Origin of the sequence: Rhodoferax sp. (assembly GCF_018063565.1) — a bacterium.
Taxonomy (GTDB): domain Bacteria; phylum Pseudomonadota; class Gammaproteobacteria; order Burkholderiales; family Burkholderiaceae_C; genus Rhodoferax.
This window is the reverse complement of record NZ_JAGPBB010000042.1, coordinates 23,067-35,770: the sequence shown is the minus strand read 5'-3', so window position 1 is coordinate 35,770 and position 12,704 is coordinate 23,067. Positions and strand designations below refer to the sequence as shown.

At 57.3% G+C, this 12,704-nt stretch carries 20 protein-coding genes and 1 pseudogene; 18 read left to right on the top strand and 3 right to left on the bottom strand.

Features of this window, described 5'->3' with window-relative positions; translation table 11 throughout:
• From KBF66_RS11305 to rpsQ, 12 genes and pseudogenes are all read left to right on the top strand, one after another.
• Nucleotides 1–131, top strand: a pseudogene (locus tag KBF66_RS11305) (elongation factor Tu); the annotation flags it as partial.
• A 16-nt stretch (nucleotides 132–147) separates the two neighbouring features.
• Nucleotides 148–462: a 30S ribosomal protein S10 gene (gene rpsJ / locus KBF66_RS11300; RefSeq protein WP_028250951.1), complete on the top strand. Its 315-nt coding sequence runs from the start codon at nucleotides 148–150 to the stop codon at nucleotides 460–462.
• Nucleotides 463–675: 213 nt separating this feature from the next.
• Nucleotides 676–1,353 carry a 50S ribosomal protein L3 gene (gene rplC, locus KBF66_RS11295; protein ID WP_296656490.1) on the top strand — a complete coding sequence of 226 codons (678 nt, stop codon included), beginning with the start codon at nucleotides 676–678 and terminating at the stop codon, nucleotides 1,351–1,353.
• Nucleotides 1,353–1,973 carry a 50S ribosomal protein L4 gene (gene rplD, locus KBF66_RS11290; protein WP_296656489.1) on the top strand — a complete coding sequence of 207 codons (621 nt, stop codon included), beginning with the start codon at nucleotides 1,353–1,355 and terminating at the stop codon, nucleotides 1,971–1,973. Before rplC ends, rplD begins: the two co-directional genes overlap by 1 nt.
• Entirely contained in the window at nucleotides 1,970–2,296 is a 327-nt protein-coding gene (gene rplW, locus KBF66_RS11285; RefSeq protein WP_296656487.1) for a 50S ribosomal protein L23, read from the top strand. The genes rplD and rplW overlap by 4 nt, the downstream gene beginning before the upstream one ends.
• Before the next feature lie 2 nt (nucleotides 2,297–2,298).
• Entirely contained in the window at nucleotides 2,299–3,123 is an 825-nt protein-coding gene (rplB, locus tag KBF66_RS11280) for a 50S ribosomal protein L2 (RefSeq protein ID WP_296656483.1), read from the top strand.
• Between the two features lie 12 nt (nucleotides 3,124–3,135).
• The gene (rpsS, locus tag KBF66_RS11275; protein ID WP_296656481.1) at nucleotides 3,136–3,414 is read left to right on the top strand and encodes a 30S ribosomal protein S19; all 279 of its coding nucleotides are present in this window, start codon (nucleotides 3,136–3,138) and stop codon (nucleotides 3,412–3,414) included.
• 10 nt (nucleotides 3,415–3,424) lie between these two features.
• Nucleotides 3,425–3,754, top strand: a complete 330-nt coding sequence (gene rplV / locus KBF66_RS11270; protein WP_075585605.1) for a 50S ribosomal protein L22 — start codon at nucleotides 3,425–3,427, stop codon at nucleotides 3,752–3,754.
• 16 nt (nucleotides 3,755–3,770) lie between these two features.
• Entirely contained in the window at nucleotides 3,771–4,664 is an 894-nt protein-coding gene (gene rpsC, locus KBF66_RS11265) for a 30S ribosomal protein S3 (RefSeq protein WP_296656478.1), read from the top strand.
• 2 nt (nucleotides 4,665–4,666) lie between these two features.
• Complete coding sequence (gene rplP, locus KBF66_RS11260) at nucleotides 4,667–5,083, top strand: 50S ribosomal protein L16 (RefSeq protein WP_209393184.1); 417 nt, start codon at nucleotides 4,667–4,669, stop codon at nucleotides 5,081–5,083.
• Nucleotides 5,084–5,098: 15 nt separating this feature from the next.
• Nucleotides 5,099–5,305 carry a 50S ribosomal protein L29 gene (gene rpmC, locus KBF66_RS11255; protein WP_296656474.1) on the top strand — a complete coding sequence of 69 codons (207 nt, stop codon included), beginning with the start codon at nucleotides 5,099–5,101 and terminating at the stop codon, nucleotides 5,303–5,305.
• 10 nt (nucleotides 5,306–5,315) lie between these two features.
• A complete protein-coding gene (rpsQ, locus tag KBF66_RS11250; RefSeq protein WP_296656471.1) occupies nucleotides 5,316–5,585 on the top strand; it encodes a 30S ribosomal protein S17 in 270 nt (89 codons plus the stop codon).
• Between the two features lie 273 nt (nucleotides 5,586–5,858).
• Here the strand turns inward: rpsQ and KBF66_RS11245 are convergent, their stop codons facing one another.
• A complete protein-coding gene (locus tag KBF66_RS11245) occupies nucleotides 5,859–6,524 on the bottom strand; it encodes a cytochrome b/b6 domain-containing protein (RefSeq protein WP_296656469.1) in 666 nt (221 codons plus the stop codon).
• 90 nt (nucleotides 6,525–6,614) lie between these two features.
• Here KBF66_RS11245 and KBF66_RS11240 point away from each other — a divergent pair, with 90 nt between their 5' ends.
• The 6 genes from KBF66_RS11240 (at nucleotide 6,615) to ptsP (ending at nucleotide 11,629) form a co-directional block, all read left to right on the top strand.
• Complete coding sequence (locus KBF66_RS11240) at nucleotides 6,615–7,067, top strand: cytochrome c (RefSeq protein WP_296656467.1); 453 nt, start codon at nucleotides 6,615–6,617, stop codon at nucleotides 7,065–7,067.
• Between the two features lie 78 nt (nucleotides 7,068–7,145).
• Nucleotides 7,146–7,853 carry a DUF4197 domain-containing protein gene (locus KBF66_RS11235; RefSeq protein ID WP_296656465.1) on the top strand — a complete coding sequence of 236 codons (708 nt, stop codon included), beginning with the start codon at nucleotides 7,146–7,148 and terminating at the stop codon, nucleotides 7,851–7,853.
• Nucleotides 7,854–7,873: 20 nt separating this feature from the next.
• Nucleotides 7,874–9,115: an MFS transporter gene (locus KBF66_RS11230; RefSeq protein WP_296656462.1), complete on the top strand. Its 1,242-nt coding sequence runs from the start codon at nucleotides 7,874–7,876 to the stop codon at nucleotides 9,113–9,115.
• A 54-nt stretch (nucleotides 9,116–9,169) separates the two neighbouring features.
• On the top strand, nucleotides 9,170–9,616 hold the full coding sequence (locus KBF66_RS11225) for a PTS fructose transporter subunit IIA (RefSeq protein WP_296656460.1): 447 nt from the start codon (nucleotides 9,170–9,172) through the stop codon (nucleotides 9,614–9,616).
• Complete coding sequence (locus tag KBF66_RS11220) at nucleotides 9,585–9,854, top strand: HPr family phosphocarrier protein (RefSeq protein ID WP_296656457.1); 270 nt, start codon at nucleotides 9,585–9,587, stop codon at nucleotides 9,852–9,854. The genes KBF66_RS11225 and KBF66_RS11220 overlap by 32 nt, the downstream gene beginning before the upstream one ends.
• Complete coding sequence (ptsP, locus tag KBF66_RS11215; protein ID WP_296656455.1) at nucleotides 9,851–11,629, top strand: phosphoenolpyruvate--protein phosphotransferase; 1,779 nt, start codon at nucleotides 9,851–9,853, stop codon at nucleotides 11,627–11,629. Before KBF66_RS11220 ends, ptsP begins: the two co-directional genes overlap by 4 nt.
• A gap of 15 nt (nucleotides 11,630–11,644) precedes the next feature.
• Here ptsP and KBF66_RS11210 read toward each other — a convergent pair whose 3' ends face one another.
• Entirely contained in the window at nucleotides 11,645–12,364 is a 720-nt protein-coding gene (locus KBF66_RS11210) for an LrgB family protein (protein WP_296656452.1), read from the bottom strand.
• Nucleotides 12,357–12,704: a CidA/LrgA family protein gene (locus KBF66_RS11205; protein ID WP_296656449.1), complete on the bottom strand. Its 348-nt coding sequence runs from the start codon at nucleotides 12,702–12,704 to the stop codon at nucleotides 12,357–12,359. The genes KBF66_RS11210 and KBF66_RS11205 overlap by 8 nt, the downstream gene beginning before the upstream one ends.

The window sequence follows — 12,704 nt, the reverse complement described above, 5'->3', positions numbered from 1 at the left end:
TGCCCGGCGACAACGTGTCGATCACGGTCAAGCTCATTGCCCCGATCGCCATGGAAGAAGGTCTGCGCTTTGCCATCCGCGAAGGTGGCAAGACCGTCGGCGCCGGTGTGGTTGCCAAAGTGATTGCTTAAGGTATCAAGGAACAACATGGCAACCAAACAAAAAATCCGCATTCGCCTGAAGGCATTCGACTACAAGCTGATCGATCAATCAGCCGCCGAGATTGTTGACACGGCTAAACGTACTGGTGCGATCGTCAAGGGGCCGGTGCCGCTGCCGACACGCATGAAACGTTTTGACATTCTGCGCTCGCCGCACGTCAACAAGACCAGCCGTGATCAGTTTGAAATTCGTACCCATCAGCGGCTGATGGATATTGTGGACCCCACCGACAAAACTGTCGACGCTTTGATGAAGCTCGATCTTCCGGCCGGTGTTGATGTGGAGATCAAGCTGCAGTAAGTGGCTCGCATGTCATGCGCCAGCCAAGGTGCATGGCAGCAAAACAGTTGGTCAGGACGCTTGCTTCTGGTACTGGCTGGGGTTATACTCACAGGCTTCGCATAAATTTGCGCCATTTTTGGCGCAAATTTCAGTGAAGTTTTATTAACAGTCTCTCACATCAAGACAGTGTGACCAATTGAAGTCGCTCTGGTGAGAGTTACGGAGAAAACAATGAGTCTTAGCAATCACTTAGGGTTGCTGGGGCGCAAGGTTGGGATGATGCGTCTGTTCACAGACGATGGGAACGCGGTTCCTGTCACGGTGGTAGATGTATCCAACAACCGAGTGACCCAGGTCAAAACCCAGGAGAACGACGGCTATGTCGCTTTGCAAGTGACATTTGGCGCGAAGAAAACTTCTCGTGTCAATAAGCCCATCGCTGGCCACCTGGCCAAGGCGGGAGTAGAAGCCGGTGAAATAATTCGTGAGTTTCGGGTGGCTGCCGATACTGCTGCGCAGTTTCAGGCTGGTGCTACGGTTGCGGTTTCCGCTGTGTTTGCCGTTGGCCAGAAGGTCGATGTACAGGGTACTTCGATTGGTAAGGGTTACGCGGGCACCATCAAGCGTCACCACATGAGCTCTCAACGTGCGTCACACGGTAATAGCCGTTCGCACAATGTCCCTGGGTCGATCGGTATGGCGCAAGATCCTGGTCGCGTTTTTCCGGGCAAGCGGATGACTGGGCATCTTGGTGATGATTTGGTCACGACGCAAAATCTGGATATTGTTCGGGTCGATGAGGCGCGCCAGTTGCTGATGATTAAAGGTGCGATTCCTGGTTCCGCTGGCGGGTTTGTCACGGTTCGTCCGGCTGTGAAAGCAGCTGCCGCAGATAAAGGAGCGAACTGATGCAGCTCGAACTCCTCAATGACCAAGGCCAGGTCGCGTCCAAGCTGGATGTGCCTGAAACCGTGTTTGGCCGCGCCTACAACGAAGACCTGGTTCACCAGGTGGTGGTTGCCTACCAAGCCAATGCACGCCAAGGGACCCGCGCCCAGAAGGACCGCGAACAGGTCCGTCACTCGACCAAGAAACCTTTCAAACAAAAGGGTACTGGCCGTGCACGCGCTGGTATGACCTCGTCGCCCCTGTGGCGTGGCGGCGGTCGCATTTTTCCGAACATGCCCGACGAAAACTTCGCGCAGAAAATTAACAAGAAGATGTACCGCGCCGGCATGGCGTCGATCTTCTCGCAGTTGGCCCGCGAAGGCCGCTTGGCAGTGGTTGAGTCGCTGACCGTCGAGTCGCCCAAAACCAAGGCACTGGCCGCCAAGTTCAAGGCGATGAACCTTGATTCTGTGTTGGTGATCGCCGACGAGGTTGATGAAAACTTGTACCTCGCTTCACGAAATCTGGTCAACGTGCTGGTGGTTGAGCCTCGCTACGCTGATCCGGTCTCATTGGTCCACTACCGCAAGGTATTGGTCACCAAGGCTGCCATGGGCAAACTGCAGGAGATGTTCGCATGAGCCACGGTTCGCATAATCATAAGTTTGACGAAGGTCGCCTGATGCAGGTCCTCGTAGCACCCATCGTGTCTGAGAAGGCCACCATGGTCGCCGAGAAAAGCAACGGCGTGACTTTCAAGGTGCTTCAAGATGCCACCAAGTACGAGATCAAGGCCGCTGTGGAGTTGATGTTCAAGGTGGAAGTCAAGGGCGTTTCGGTGGTCAACACCAAAGGCAAAACCAAGCGTTTTGGCAAATCTGTAGGTCGTCGCGACAATGTTCGCAAGGCTTATGTGCGCCTCAAGCCTGGTCAAGAGCTGAACCTAGGTGGGGAGGCTGCGTAATCATGGCTGTTATCAAAATGAAACCGACTTCCCCAGGCCGCCGTGGCGTGGTGAAGATTTCGCGTGACCACCTGCACAAGGGGGCGCCGCACGCGGCTCTGCTGGAGCCTCAATTCCAGCAGGCTGGTCGTAACAACAATGGTCATATCACCACACGCCATAAAGGTGGTGGTCACAAGCATCATTACCGTGTGGTTGATTTTCTGCGTAGCAAGGACGGTGTCGCTGCCAAGGTCGAGCGCATTGAGTATGACCCCAATCGGTCGGCGCACATCGCCCTGGTGTGCTACGCGGACGGTGAGCGTCGTTACATCATCGCACCACGGGGACTGGAAGTTGGCAGTTCGATCATGAGCGGTGCTGAAGCCCCGATCCGCGTTGGCAACACCCTGCCGATTCGCAACATTCCGGTGGGCTCCGTCGTGCATTGCATCGAGCTGCAAGTGGGCAAGGGTGCTCAGGTGGTTCGCTCGGCTGGCGCTTCAGCGACCTTGCTGGCGCGTGAAGGCACTTACGCCCAAGTGCGTATGCGCTCAGGCGAAGTCCGCAAAATCCACATTGACTGCCGTGCCACCTTGGGCCAGGTTGCCAATGAAGAACACAGCCTGCGCCAACTCGGCAAAGCCGGTGTCAAGCGTTGGATGGGTATCCGCCCGACCGTTCGCGGTGTGGTGATGAACCCTGTGGACCACCCGCACGGCGGTGGTGAAGGCAAGACCGGTGAAGGCCGTCATCCAGTCGATCCTTGGGGTAATCTGACCAAGGGTTACCGTACCCGTAACAACAAGCGCACGCAGGTCATGATCGTGTCGCGTCGCAAGAAGTAAGGGGAAGGAACAATGACTCGTTCACTCAAAAAAGGTCCCTTTGTTGACCATCACCTGATTGCCAAGACCGAAAAGGCCGTGGCAACCAAGGACAAGAAGCCGATCAAGACCTGGTCGCGTCGCTCCATGGTTTTGCCCGAGTTCATCGGTCTGACCATTGCCGTGCACAACGGCAAACAGCATGTGCCGGTCTATATCACCGACCAAATGGTTGGCCACAAGTTGGGAGAGTTCGCGCTCACCCGGACTTTCAAGGGCCACCCTGCGGACAAAAAAGTCCAGAAGAAATAAGGAGTTGACCATGGAAACACGTGCAACCCTTCGTGGCGTTCGTTTGTCTGTTGACAAGGGCCGACTGGTCGCGGATCTGATCCGTGGCAAGAAAGTCGACCAGGCTTTGAACATCTTGCAGTTCACGCAGAAAAAAGCTGCCGTGATCATCAAGAAGGTTCTGGAGTCCGCAATTGCCAACGCTGAGCACAACGATGGCGCTGACATTGACGAGTTGAAGGTGAAAACCATCTACGTCGAACAAGGTGCGTCGCTTCGGCGCTTCACGGCCCGTGCTAAAGGTCGTGGTAATCAAATCAGAAAACCCACGTGCCATGTGTACGTGACGGTCGGAAACTGAAAGAGGCCAGGAAGTTATGGGACAAAAAATCCATCCAACCGGCTTTCGTCTGTCGGTCAGTCGTAATTGGGCATCGCGCTGGTATGCCAGTGATCGTGATTTCGCCGGCATGCTGGCCGAAGATATCAAGGTACGTGATTACCTCAAAACCAAGCTGAAAAATGCGTCCGTATCACGCGTGCTGATCGAGCGCCCCGCCAAGAATGCCCGCATCACCATCTATTCGGCGCGTCCGGGCGTGGTCATTGGCAAAAAGGGCGAGGACATCGAGAATCTTAAGCGTGATCTGGGTAAGCAGTTGGGCGTGCCGGTGGCCGTCAACATCGAAGAGGTGCGCAAGCCAGAAATCGATGCCAAATTGATTGCCGACAGCATCACGCAGCAGCTCGAGAAGCGCATCATGTTCCGTCGGGCCATGAAACGCGCCATGCAGAATGCCATGCGTTTGGGTGCTCTGGGCATCAAGATCATGTCCTCCGGGCGCTTGAACGGTATCGAAATTGCCCGCTGCGAGTGGTACCGCGAAGGTCGGGTGCCACTGCATACCCTGCGTGCCGATATCGACTACGGAACCTCTGAAGCCAAGACCACCTATGGTGTGATTGGCGTCAAAGTCTGGGTTTACAAAGGGGACACCCTGGGTCGCAATGATCTGCCCGCGGTTGAGACCCCTCGTCCAGATGATGAGCGCCGTCCGCGTGGACCACGTCGTGATGACCGCGGCGGGCGTCCCGGATCTGATCGTCCGGCACCCCGTGGCGCGCGTCGCCCCGTTGGCAGCAATGCCGCTCCCAGTGATGGCAGCGACAAACCTGCCGAAGCCACAGGTGCCAATGCCACGAAACCCACCGTTCAGCGCGTCCGCAAGGTAGCCGCGCCAGCTGCAGCAGCTGACGGTAAAGGAGAATAATTATGTTGCAACCCGCGCGTCGCAAGTACCGCAAAGAGCAAAAGGGCCGTAACACCGGTATTGCAACCCGAGGCAGCTCGGTTGCGTTTGGTGACTTCGGTCTGAAATGTACTGACCGTGGCCGTTTGACGGCCCGTCAAATCGAGGCCGCACGTCGTGCGATTTCGCGTCACGTCAAACGTGGCGGCCGGATCTGGATCCGGGTGTTTCCCGATAAGCCAATTTCTCAAAAGCCTGCCGAAGTGCGGATGGGTAACGGCAAAGGTAACCCTGAGTATTACGTGGCCGAAATTCAACCCGGCAAGATCGTTTTTGAGATTGTCGGCGTGAGCGAAGAGCTGGCACGTGAGGCTTTCCGCTTGGCGGCTGCCAAGTTGCCTCTGCGTACCACTTTTGTGGCGCGCATGATCGGTCAGTAATCAGGAGCAATGGATATGAAAACGACTGAATTACGACAAAAAGACGTCGCCGGCCTGCAAGCAGAAGTTAAAGAGCTCCAAAAAGCCCACTTTGGTCTGCGTATGCAAAAGGCGACCCAGCAACTCAACAATACCGACGCACTGCGCCTTGCGCGCCGTGACATCGCTCGCGCCAAGACCATTCTGGTTGAAAAGCAAGCGGCCAGTCAGTCCGCCAAATAAGGAGCGATAAATGACGGAAGCTAAGACATCCTTCAAGCGCACCTTGATTGGCAAGGTGGTGAGTGACAAGCGCAGCAAGACGGTTACCGTTTTGATCGAACGTCGCGTCAAACATGAGCTCTACGGCAAGATCGTTGGCAAATCCAGCAAGTACCATGCCCACGACGAAAAGGGCGAGTACAAGATGGGCGACATCATTGAAATTACCGAGAGCCGTCCCATCTCCAAGACCAAGAACTGGATTGCGACCCGTTTGGTTGAGAAAGCCTCATTGGTATAAGCCTGATGCAGTCGGGTACTGCGACATGAATTGAAACGGCTCACTAAGTGGGCCGTTTTTACGTGTATTTGATGAAAATTCGATGAGATGTCGCTTCTTCAAGACGGGTCAGACACTTGATTTGATCCCTCAGATCGTCCGGGAAGACAGACCGTGGCAGCAAGCGTTGTTCAACGCCGGTCGAAGACGGCAAGATTGGCGCTGACGATCCAACGCACCGGCAAGCTGAAGGTGAGTGACGCCTGGTCAAGACCGTTCCAAGCCAAAGACGTCTCAGCTTAGCCAAGTCAAACTACCGACAGTGATCGCTGCACACACCAGCAAGATGACGATGGCCTTGACTCTGTCGCCCAATCGATCACGCGCGTCTTGTGCCTGGAAATCCAGGGTCTTGTCCCCTGTCAGCATCGGCTTGATCAGGTTCTCGCCTTTCTTGACCCGGTAAAAGGCAATAGCAAGCAGGTGCAAGGCCACCAGCGTCAACAGAATCAGCTTGCCGACTTCCTTGTGATAAAAGGTTGCCATGCTCACCAACTCACTGGAAACAAATCGAGTGAGTGGTCCTGCTGCCGCAATTTCGTCGTCGCTGATCAGACCAGAACCGACCTGTAGAAACAGGAAACCCAAAAGGGCGATGACCGAAAAAGCACCCAGGGGATTGTGGCCAACGGAATGGTTAGGATCACCGCGGCCACCGAGGTAGGCCAGAACTTGCCCTGGGGTATAGAGAAAACTGCGGAAACGCGACCAATGGCCACCAACCAATCCCCAGACAGCCCGAAACAACAACAGGCTGAACACGGTGTAGCCCAGTCGAAAATGCCATTCCATCGCTGTACCGCCGATTTGTGCACTGATCACCAGACCTATAACGCAGGCGGCAAGCAGCCAGTGGAACAGCCGGGTCGGGGCATCCCAAACGCGCACGGTGTATTTCATGTGTTCCTTTGCCTTCTCTGCAAGATTTGGCGATTCGCCATAAACTCACGATCGCCTTGCTCTTTTTAGTTTAACTTTGATTGGAAATCCATGAAGAAAATTGCCGCCATTGTCCTGACCGCCGTCGGCGCTGCTTTTGTGATGCCTGCCGCAGCGCAGTTTGCCAAGCCTGAAGATGCGATCAAGTATCGCAAAAGCGCATTGTTTGTGATGCAGCAGAATTTCGGACGTGTTGCTGGTATGGCGGCTGGCAAGATCCCATTTGATGCCAAGGTGGCTGCGGACAGCGCAGCGGCGGCAGAGTTTGTGGGCAAGCTGCCCTGGGCCGGGTTCGGCCCTGGAACTGACAAAGGCGACACCAAAGCCAAGCCGGAAATCTGGGCTGAGAAGGCAAAATTTGACGACTATGCCCACAAGTTGGAAGCGGAGTTGGCCAAGCTCACAGTGGCCGCCAAGTCCGGAAATCTGGACGCCGTGAAAGCTGCGGCCAATGCGGCAGGCGGTGCTTGCAAGGCCTGCCATGATGATTTCCGCGCCAAGTAAATCTGGTTGGTGTCGACGCCGGGCTGGTTGAGCATCTGCGTTGCTGCTATAAACTGTAGCAGCCACTGAAAGATCACCATGATGCAACGCCGGGCAGCGACGACACGTCTGCTTTCTTCAGCCGCCAGTTCCCTGGCGGTTTTTCATTGGGGCGCCTGGGCACAGGCGAAACCAGTCCTGACCAATCAGCAGATATCGAGCGGACTAAAAGCGGCGCTTGAGCAGGGTGCGCGCGTCGCAGTGGCGCAATTGGGTCGCCCGGATGGATTTTGGGCCAATGACAAAGTTCGCATCCCGTTGCCCGGGCATTTGCAGGACGCGGCCAAGTTACTGCGCAAGTTGGGGCAAGGCGATCGCCTCGATGAACTGCTCAAAGCCATGAATCAGGCGGCAGAGGCTGCCGTACCTTTGGCACGAGACAGCCTGGTGGCCGTTGTCAAGGCCATGAGCTTTCAGGACGCTGCCACGATCCTAAGGGGTGGCGACACGTCAGTGACTGATTTCTTTGCCAGCAAGACGCGCGGCAGCCTGGGCGATAAGTTCTTGCCAGTGGTGACCAAGACCACTGCGCGGGTCGATCTTGCCGCCAAATACAACCGGGTCGCCAGCAAGGCCGTTGCAACGGGTCTGCTCAAACCAGATCAATCATCTCTTGAGCACTATGTCACAGACAAGACATTGGATGGCCTCTATTTCATGATCGGTCAAGAGGAAAGAAAGATCCGTCACGATCCGGTCGGTTCAGGTAGTCAGTTGCTGGGCAAGGTCTTTGGTGCACTGAAATAAGCGGTCCGACCCCGGCCAACATGCAAATCGTGACCACGCGAACTGCGGTTGTGATGTTCGCCGCATTTGCTTGCGCCTATTTTTTGTCGACCCTGGTTCGGGCAATTACCGCCACCTTGTCGCCTACCCTGACCGAAGAATTTGGCCTGAACTCGGGAGAACTCGGACTGCTGGCTGGCGGTTATTTTTTGGGTTTTGCCGTTGCCCAGTGGCCGATGGGCGTCTGGCTGGACCGATTTGGCCCCAAGAAAGTGCTGATAAGCCTGTTGGCGGTAGCGGTTCTGGGGTGTTGTGCTTTTGCTGCCTCATCCAGTTTTGTCGGACTGTTGTTGGCCCGGGTTTTGATTGGGGTGGGTGTCAGCGCCTGTCTGATGGGGCCACTGACGGCGTACCGCCGCTGGTACGCGCCGGCCTCCCAGATGCGTGCCAATTCGTGGATGTTGATGACCGGTTCACTGGGAATGGTCGCCGCAACGCTCCCGGTGCAGTGGCTGATGCCCTTCACTGGATGGCGACCCATGTTCTGGGCACTGGCCGTGATGGTGGTGTTGTGCATTGTTCTGATCTTCCGAATGGTGCCCGCATGGCGCAGCCCGACAGCGGCCACCAGCCAAAACATCGGCGCGTTGGATGTCCGGCCGGGTTATGCCATGGTATGGCGACACCCGTTTTTCCGTGCCTTGGCGCCCATGGGTTTCTTCATCTATGGTGGATTGGTCGCGATGCAGACCCTGTGGGTTGTGCCCTGGTTGACCAAAGTGGCTGGTATGGACACGCTTCAGGCCGCCCATGCGATGTTCTGGCTCAATGTCGCGATGTTGCTCACCTTCTTGACTTGGGGCTTGGTCAGCCCCTGGTTGGCACGTCGTGGTCTGCAGGCCAGCCGGCTCATTGCCTTCGGGATGCCGTTGAGCTTCGTTTTTCTTGCTTTTATTATAGTAGCTGGAAAGTCAATAGGAATATGGTCTGGAGTACTCTGGATATTTTATTGCATGGCGTGTACGGTGATATCGCTGGCGCAACCTGCGGTCGCCATGGTGTTCCCGTCCGAGCTCGCCGGACGTGCTCTGTCGGCCTTCAATCTGGTGGTGTTTTCCGGCATCTTTGTGGTGCAGTGGGGTGTTGGACTGGGTATCGACGCTTTTGTCGCCATCGGCATGGCGCAAACAGCGGCTTTCCAATCCGCCATGGCGGTCTTTTTGATCATGACCATGTTGTCTTACGCGTACTTTCTCTATGCAAAAAGCCATAATCAGGGCTAACTTACACCCAAGTCCAGCGAACAGGGCTGACTCGGGCATTGCGACTGAAAAGACATGAAAAACGGAATCTTCATCATTGCCCATGCGCCGCTGGCCAGTGCCCTGCGTCAATGTGTGCTGCACGTTTTTCCCGATGCCGCTCCGGCGGTTGCTGTGCTGGACGTTCAGCCCAACGTGCCAACTGAGGAGACCCTGTTGACGGCGCGCCTGACCATGGCCATGCTGAAACAACCCAATACCCTGGTCTTGACCGATATGTTTGGCGCCACGCCCTGCAATGTGGCACAAAAGCTGGTCGATGGGTTGAACACACGTCTCATTGCCGGGGTCAATTTGCCCATGTTGATGCGCGCGATCACCTACCGCAATGAATCGCTTGACGCACTGGTGGCGCGTGCGCTGTCAGGAGGCACACAAGGCGTGATGCAAGTCGCTGTGACCGCGCCGCAAAACCAGATCCGAAAAATCCATGATCAGAACCACCACGACCATCAGCAATAAACTGGGCCTGCACGCCCGCGCCTCGGCCAAGCTCACCAAATTGGCCGGCAGTTTTCCGTGCGAAGTCTGGATGTATCGAGGCGAACGCCGTGTCAACGCCAAAAGCATCATGGGCGTGATGATGTTGGCGGCAGGAATTGGCGTCCCGGTGGACGTTGAAACCCATGGGGAGCGCGAACAGGAGGCAATGGATGCGCTGCTGGCGTTGATCAACGACAAGTTTGGAGAGGGCGAGTGACCTTTTCGATTCATGGATTGGCAGTTGCCCGTGGCATTGCCATCGGGCGTGCGGTGCTGGTGGCATCGAGCCGTCTGGATGTCGCGCATTACTTCATCGAACCGTCCCAGGTGGCGGCCGAGATCAACCGGGTCCGCGATGGCCGTGACGCTGTCGTCAAAGAAATCCACCGCCTGCAGGCCAGCATCGCCCAGATGGGACCCAAGGACACGCCGCATGAACTTGCCGCGTTGCTCGATGTACACCTGATGTTGTTGCAGGACGAGGAGCTCAAAATCGGCGTCAAGCACTGGATTCGTGACCGCCTCTACAACGCTGAATGGGCGCTGACCAGCCAGCTTGAAGTGGTGGCACGTCAGTTTGACGAGATGGAGGACGAATACCTGCGCGAACGCAAGGCCGATCTGGAGCAGATCACCGAAAAGGTGTTGCGCGCCATGCGCGGCATCTCGTCTCCGATCTTCCAGCCGCAGCCACGCGGCAACCGCAAAACCACCCAGCAGGACCTGCTGCTCGACGATACCGTTGACGTGCCGCTGATCCTGGTGGCGCACGACCTGTCGCCAGCCGACATGTTGCAGTTCAAGCAGAGTGTGTTTGCCGGCTTCATTACCGACGTGGGTGGTAAAACCTCGCACACCGCCATTGTGGCGCGCAGCCTGGACATTCCGGCGGTGGTTGGCGCACGCTGGAGCAGCCAGCTCATGCGCCAGGACGACTGGGTCATCATCGACGGCGACGCCGGCGTGGTGGTAGTCGACCCTTCACCCATCATTCTGGCCGAATACGGTTTCAAACAGCGCCAGGGTGAGCTTGAGCGCAGCCGCCTCACACGCCTGTTGCACACACCTGCCGTAACGATGGATGGCCAGAAAATTGAGCTGCTGGCCAACATTGAAATGCCCGATGATGCCGCCAGTGCGCTGGCCGCCGGTGCGGTGGGTGTGGGGCTGTTTCGCAGCGAGTTCCTGTTCATGGGTCGCCACGGCAAACTGCCCAACGAGGACGAACAATACAAGGCATACCGGCGCGCGGTCGAAGGCATGCAGGGCCTGCCCGTCACCATCCGTACCGTTGATGTGGGTGCCGACAAGCCGCTGGACGAAACTCTGCGCGATGACGCCCACCTGAACCCGGCGCTCGGTCTGCGCGCGATCCGCTGGAGCCTGGCCGACCCTGCCATGTTTTTGACCCAGTTGCGCGCCATATTGCGCGCCGCAGCGCATGGGCAAGTGCATTTGCTGATCCCCATGCTGGTGCACGCCAGCGAAATCCGCCAGACCATGGCGCTGATCGACCATGCCCGGGTCCAGTTGGACAACCGTGGCGTGGCTTACGGGCCGGTCAAGGTCGGCGCGATGATCGAAATTCCGGCGGCGGCACTCACGCTCAAGGTGTTTCTCAAGTACTTTGATTTCTTGTCGATCGGCACCAACGACCTGATCCAGTACACCCTGGCCATTGACCGCGCCGACGAGTCCGTCGCCCATTTGTATGACCCGATGCACCCGGCCGTGCTGCGGCTGATTGCCGGCACCATTGCCGAGGGCTACGCACAAGGCAAGCCGGTGAGCGTTTGCGGAGAAATGGCTGGCGATGTCAGCCTGACCAAGCTGTTACTGGGTATGGGTTTGCGCAGTTTTTCAATGCACCCGGCGCAGATCCTTGTGGTCAAGCAGGAAATCCTGCGCGCCGATACCAGTAAGCTTGGGCACTGGGTTGAGCAGGTGCTGGCCGACGACGAGCCGGTCAAAAAATTCGGAAAACTGAACTGAGACAAGGCTTCACCGTCAGCTGAAAACCAGTGGAATCAGCAAGGCAGCCAGCAACACCTGCAAGCCCAGTGCCAGACCAGCGTAAGCGCCAGCGCTTGCATTGACCTGCAAGGCACGTGCCGCGCCGATGCCGTGTGCTGCCGTGCCCAGCGCAAAGCCATGAACCATCCAGCCTGCGCTGTCTTTGGCCACGCCCAACCGGTCAAGAATCAGCTTGCCGCTGAGGGCGCCCACCATGCCAGTCACCACCGCAAATACCGCTGCCAGGGCTGGTATGCCACCAATCTTGTCGGCGATGCCCATCGCGACCGGCGCCGTCACCGACTTGGGTGCCAGCGACAACACCACATCGTGCGGCAGGTCAACCAGCCAGCCAAGCAACAGCGCCGAGCCACTGGCCGCCATGCCGCCGAGCAAGGCTGCCAGCAACAGCCCACGCCAGCGCTGACGCAGTTCGACGCGGCGCTCCCACAGTGGCCAGGCCAGCGCCACGACCGCTGGCCCCAGCAGAAAGTGAATGAACTGCGCTCCCGAAAAATACGACGGGTAATCCACACCCGACAGGCTCAGCAAGCTGGCCAGCAAGACGACCGACCACAGTACCGGATTGGCCCAGGCAGCCTGATTCCATTGCGCGTAGGCTGCTTGCGCCAGCACATACACCACCAGCGTGGCGGTCAGGCCAAACAGTGGCGTGGCGGAAAGATAGACCCAGAGCTCGACAAACTTAGGCATCGCCGCCTCGCTGCGCCGCGCGCAAAACCAGTGCCGTGACGGCCAGGCCAATCCAGGTCGACAGCACGATCACCGCCAGCATACGAAACCCGTACTGACTCAGCAGGCCCAGATGCGTCATCACCCCTACGCCCACCGGCACAAACAGCAAGGAGAGGTGCTGCAGCAAAAAACCGGCACAAGCCGCCACCGGTGCGCGCAGCGGCGTCCAGCGCAACGCCAGCACCAGCAGCACCATGCCAATCACCGGCCCGGGAAACGGCAGCTGCAGCCCGCGCGACAGCAGCTCCCCCAGCGATTGCATCACCAAAAGGCACGCTAGCCCTTGCAGTGCCTTCAC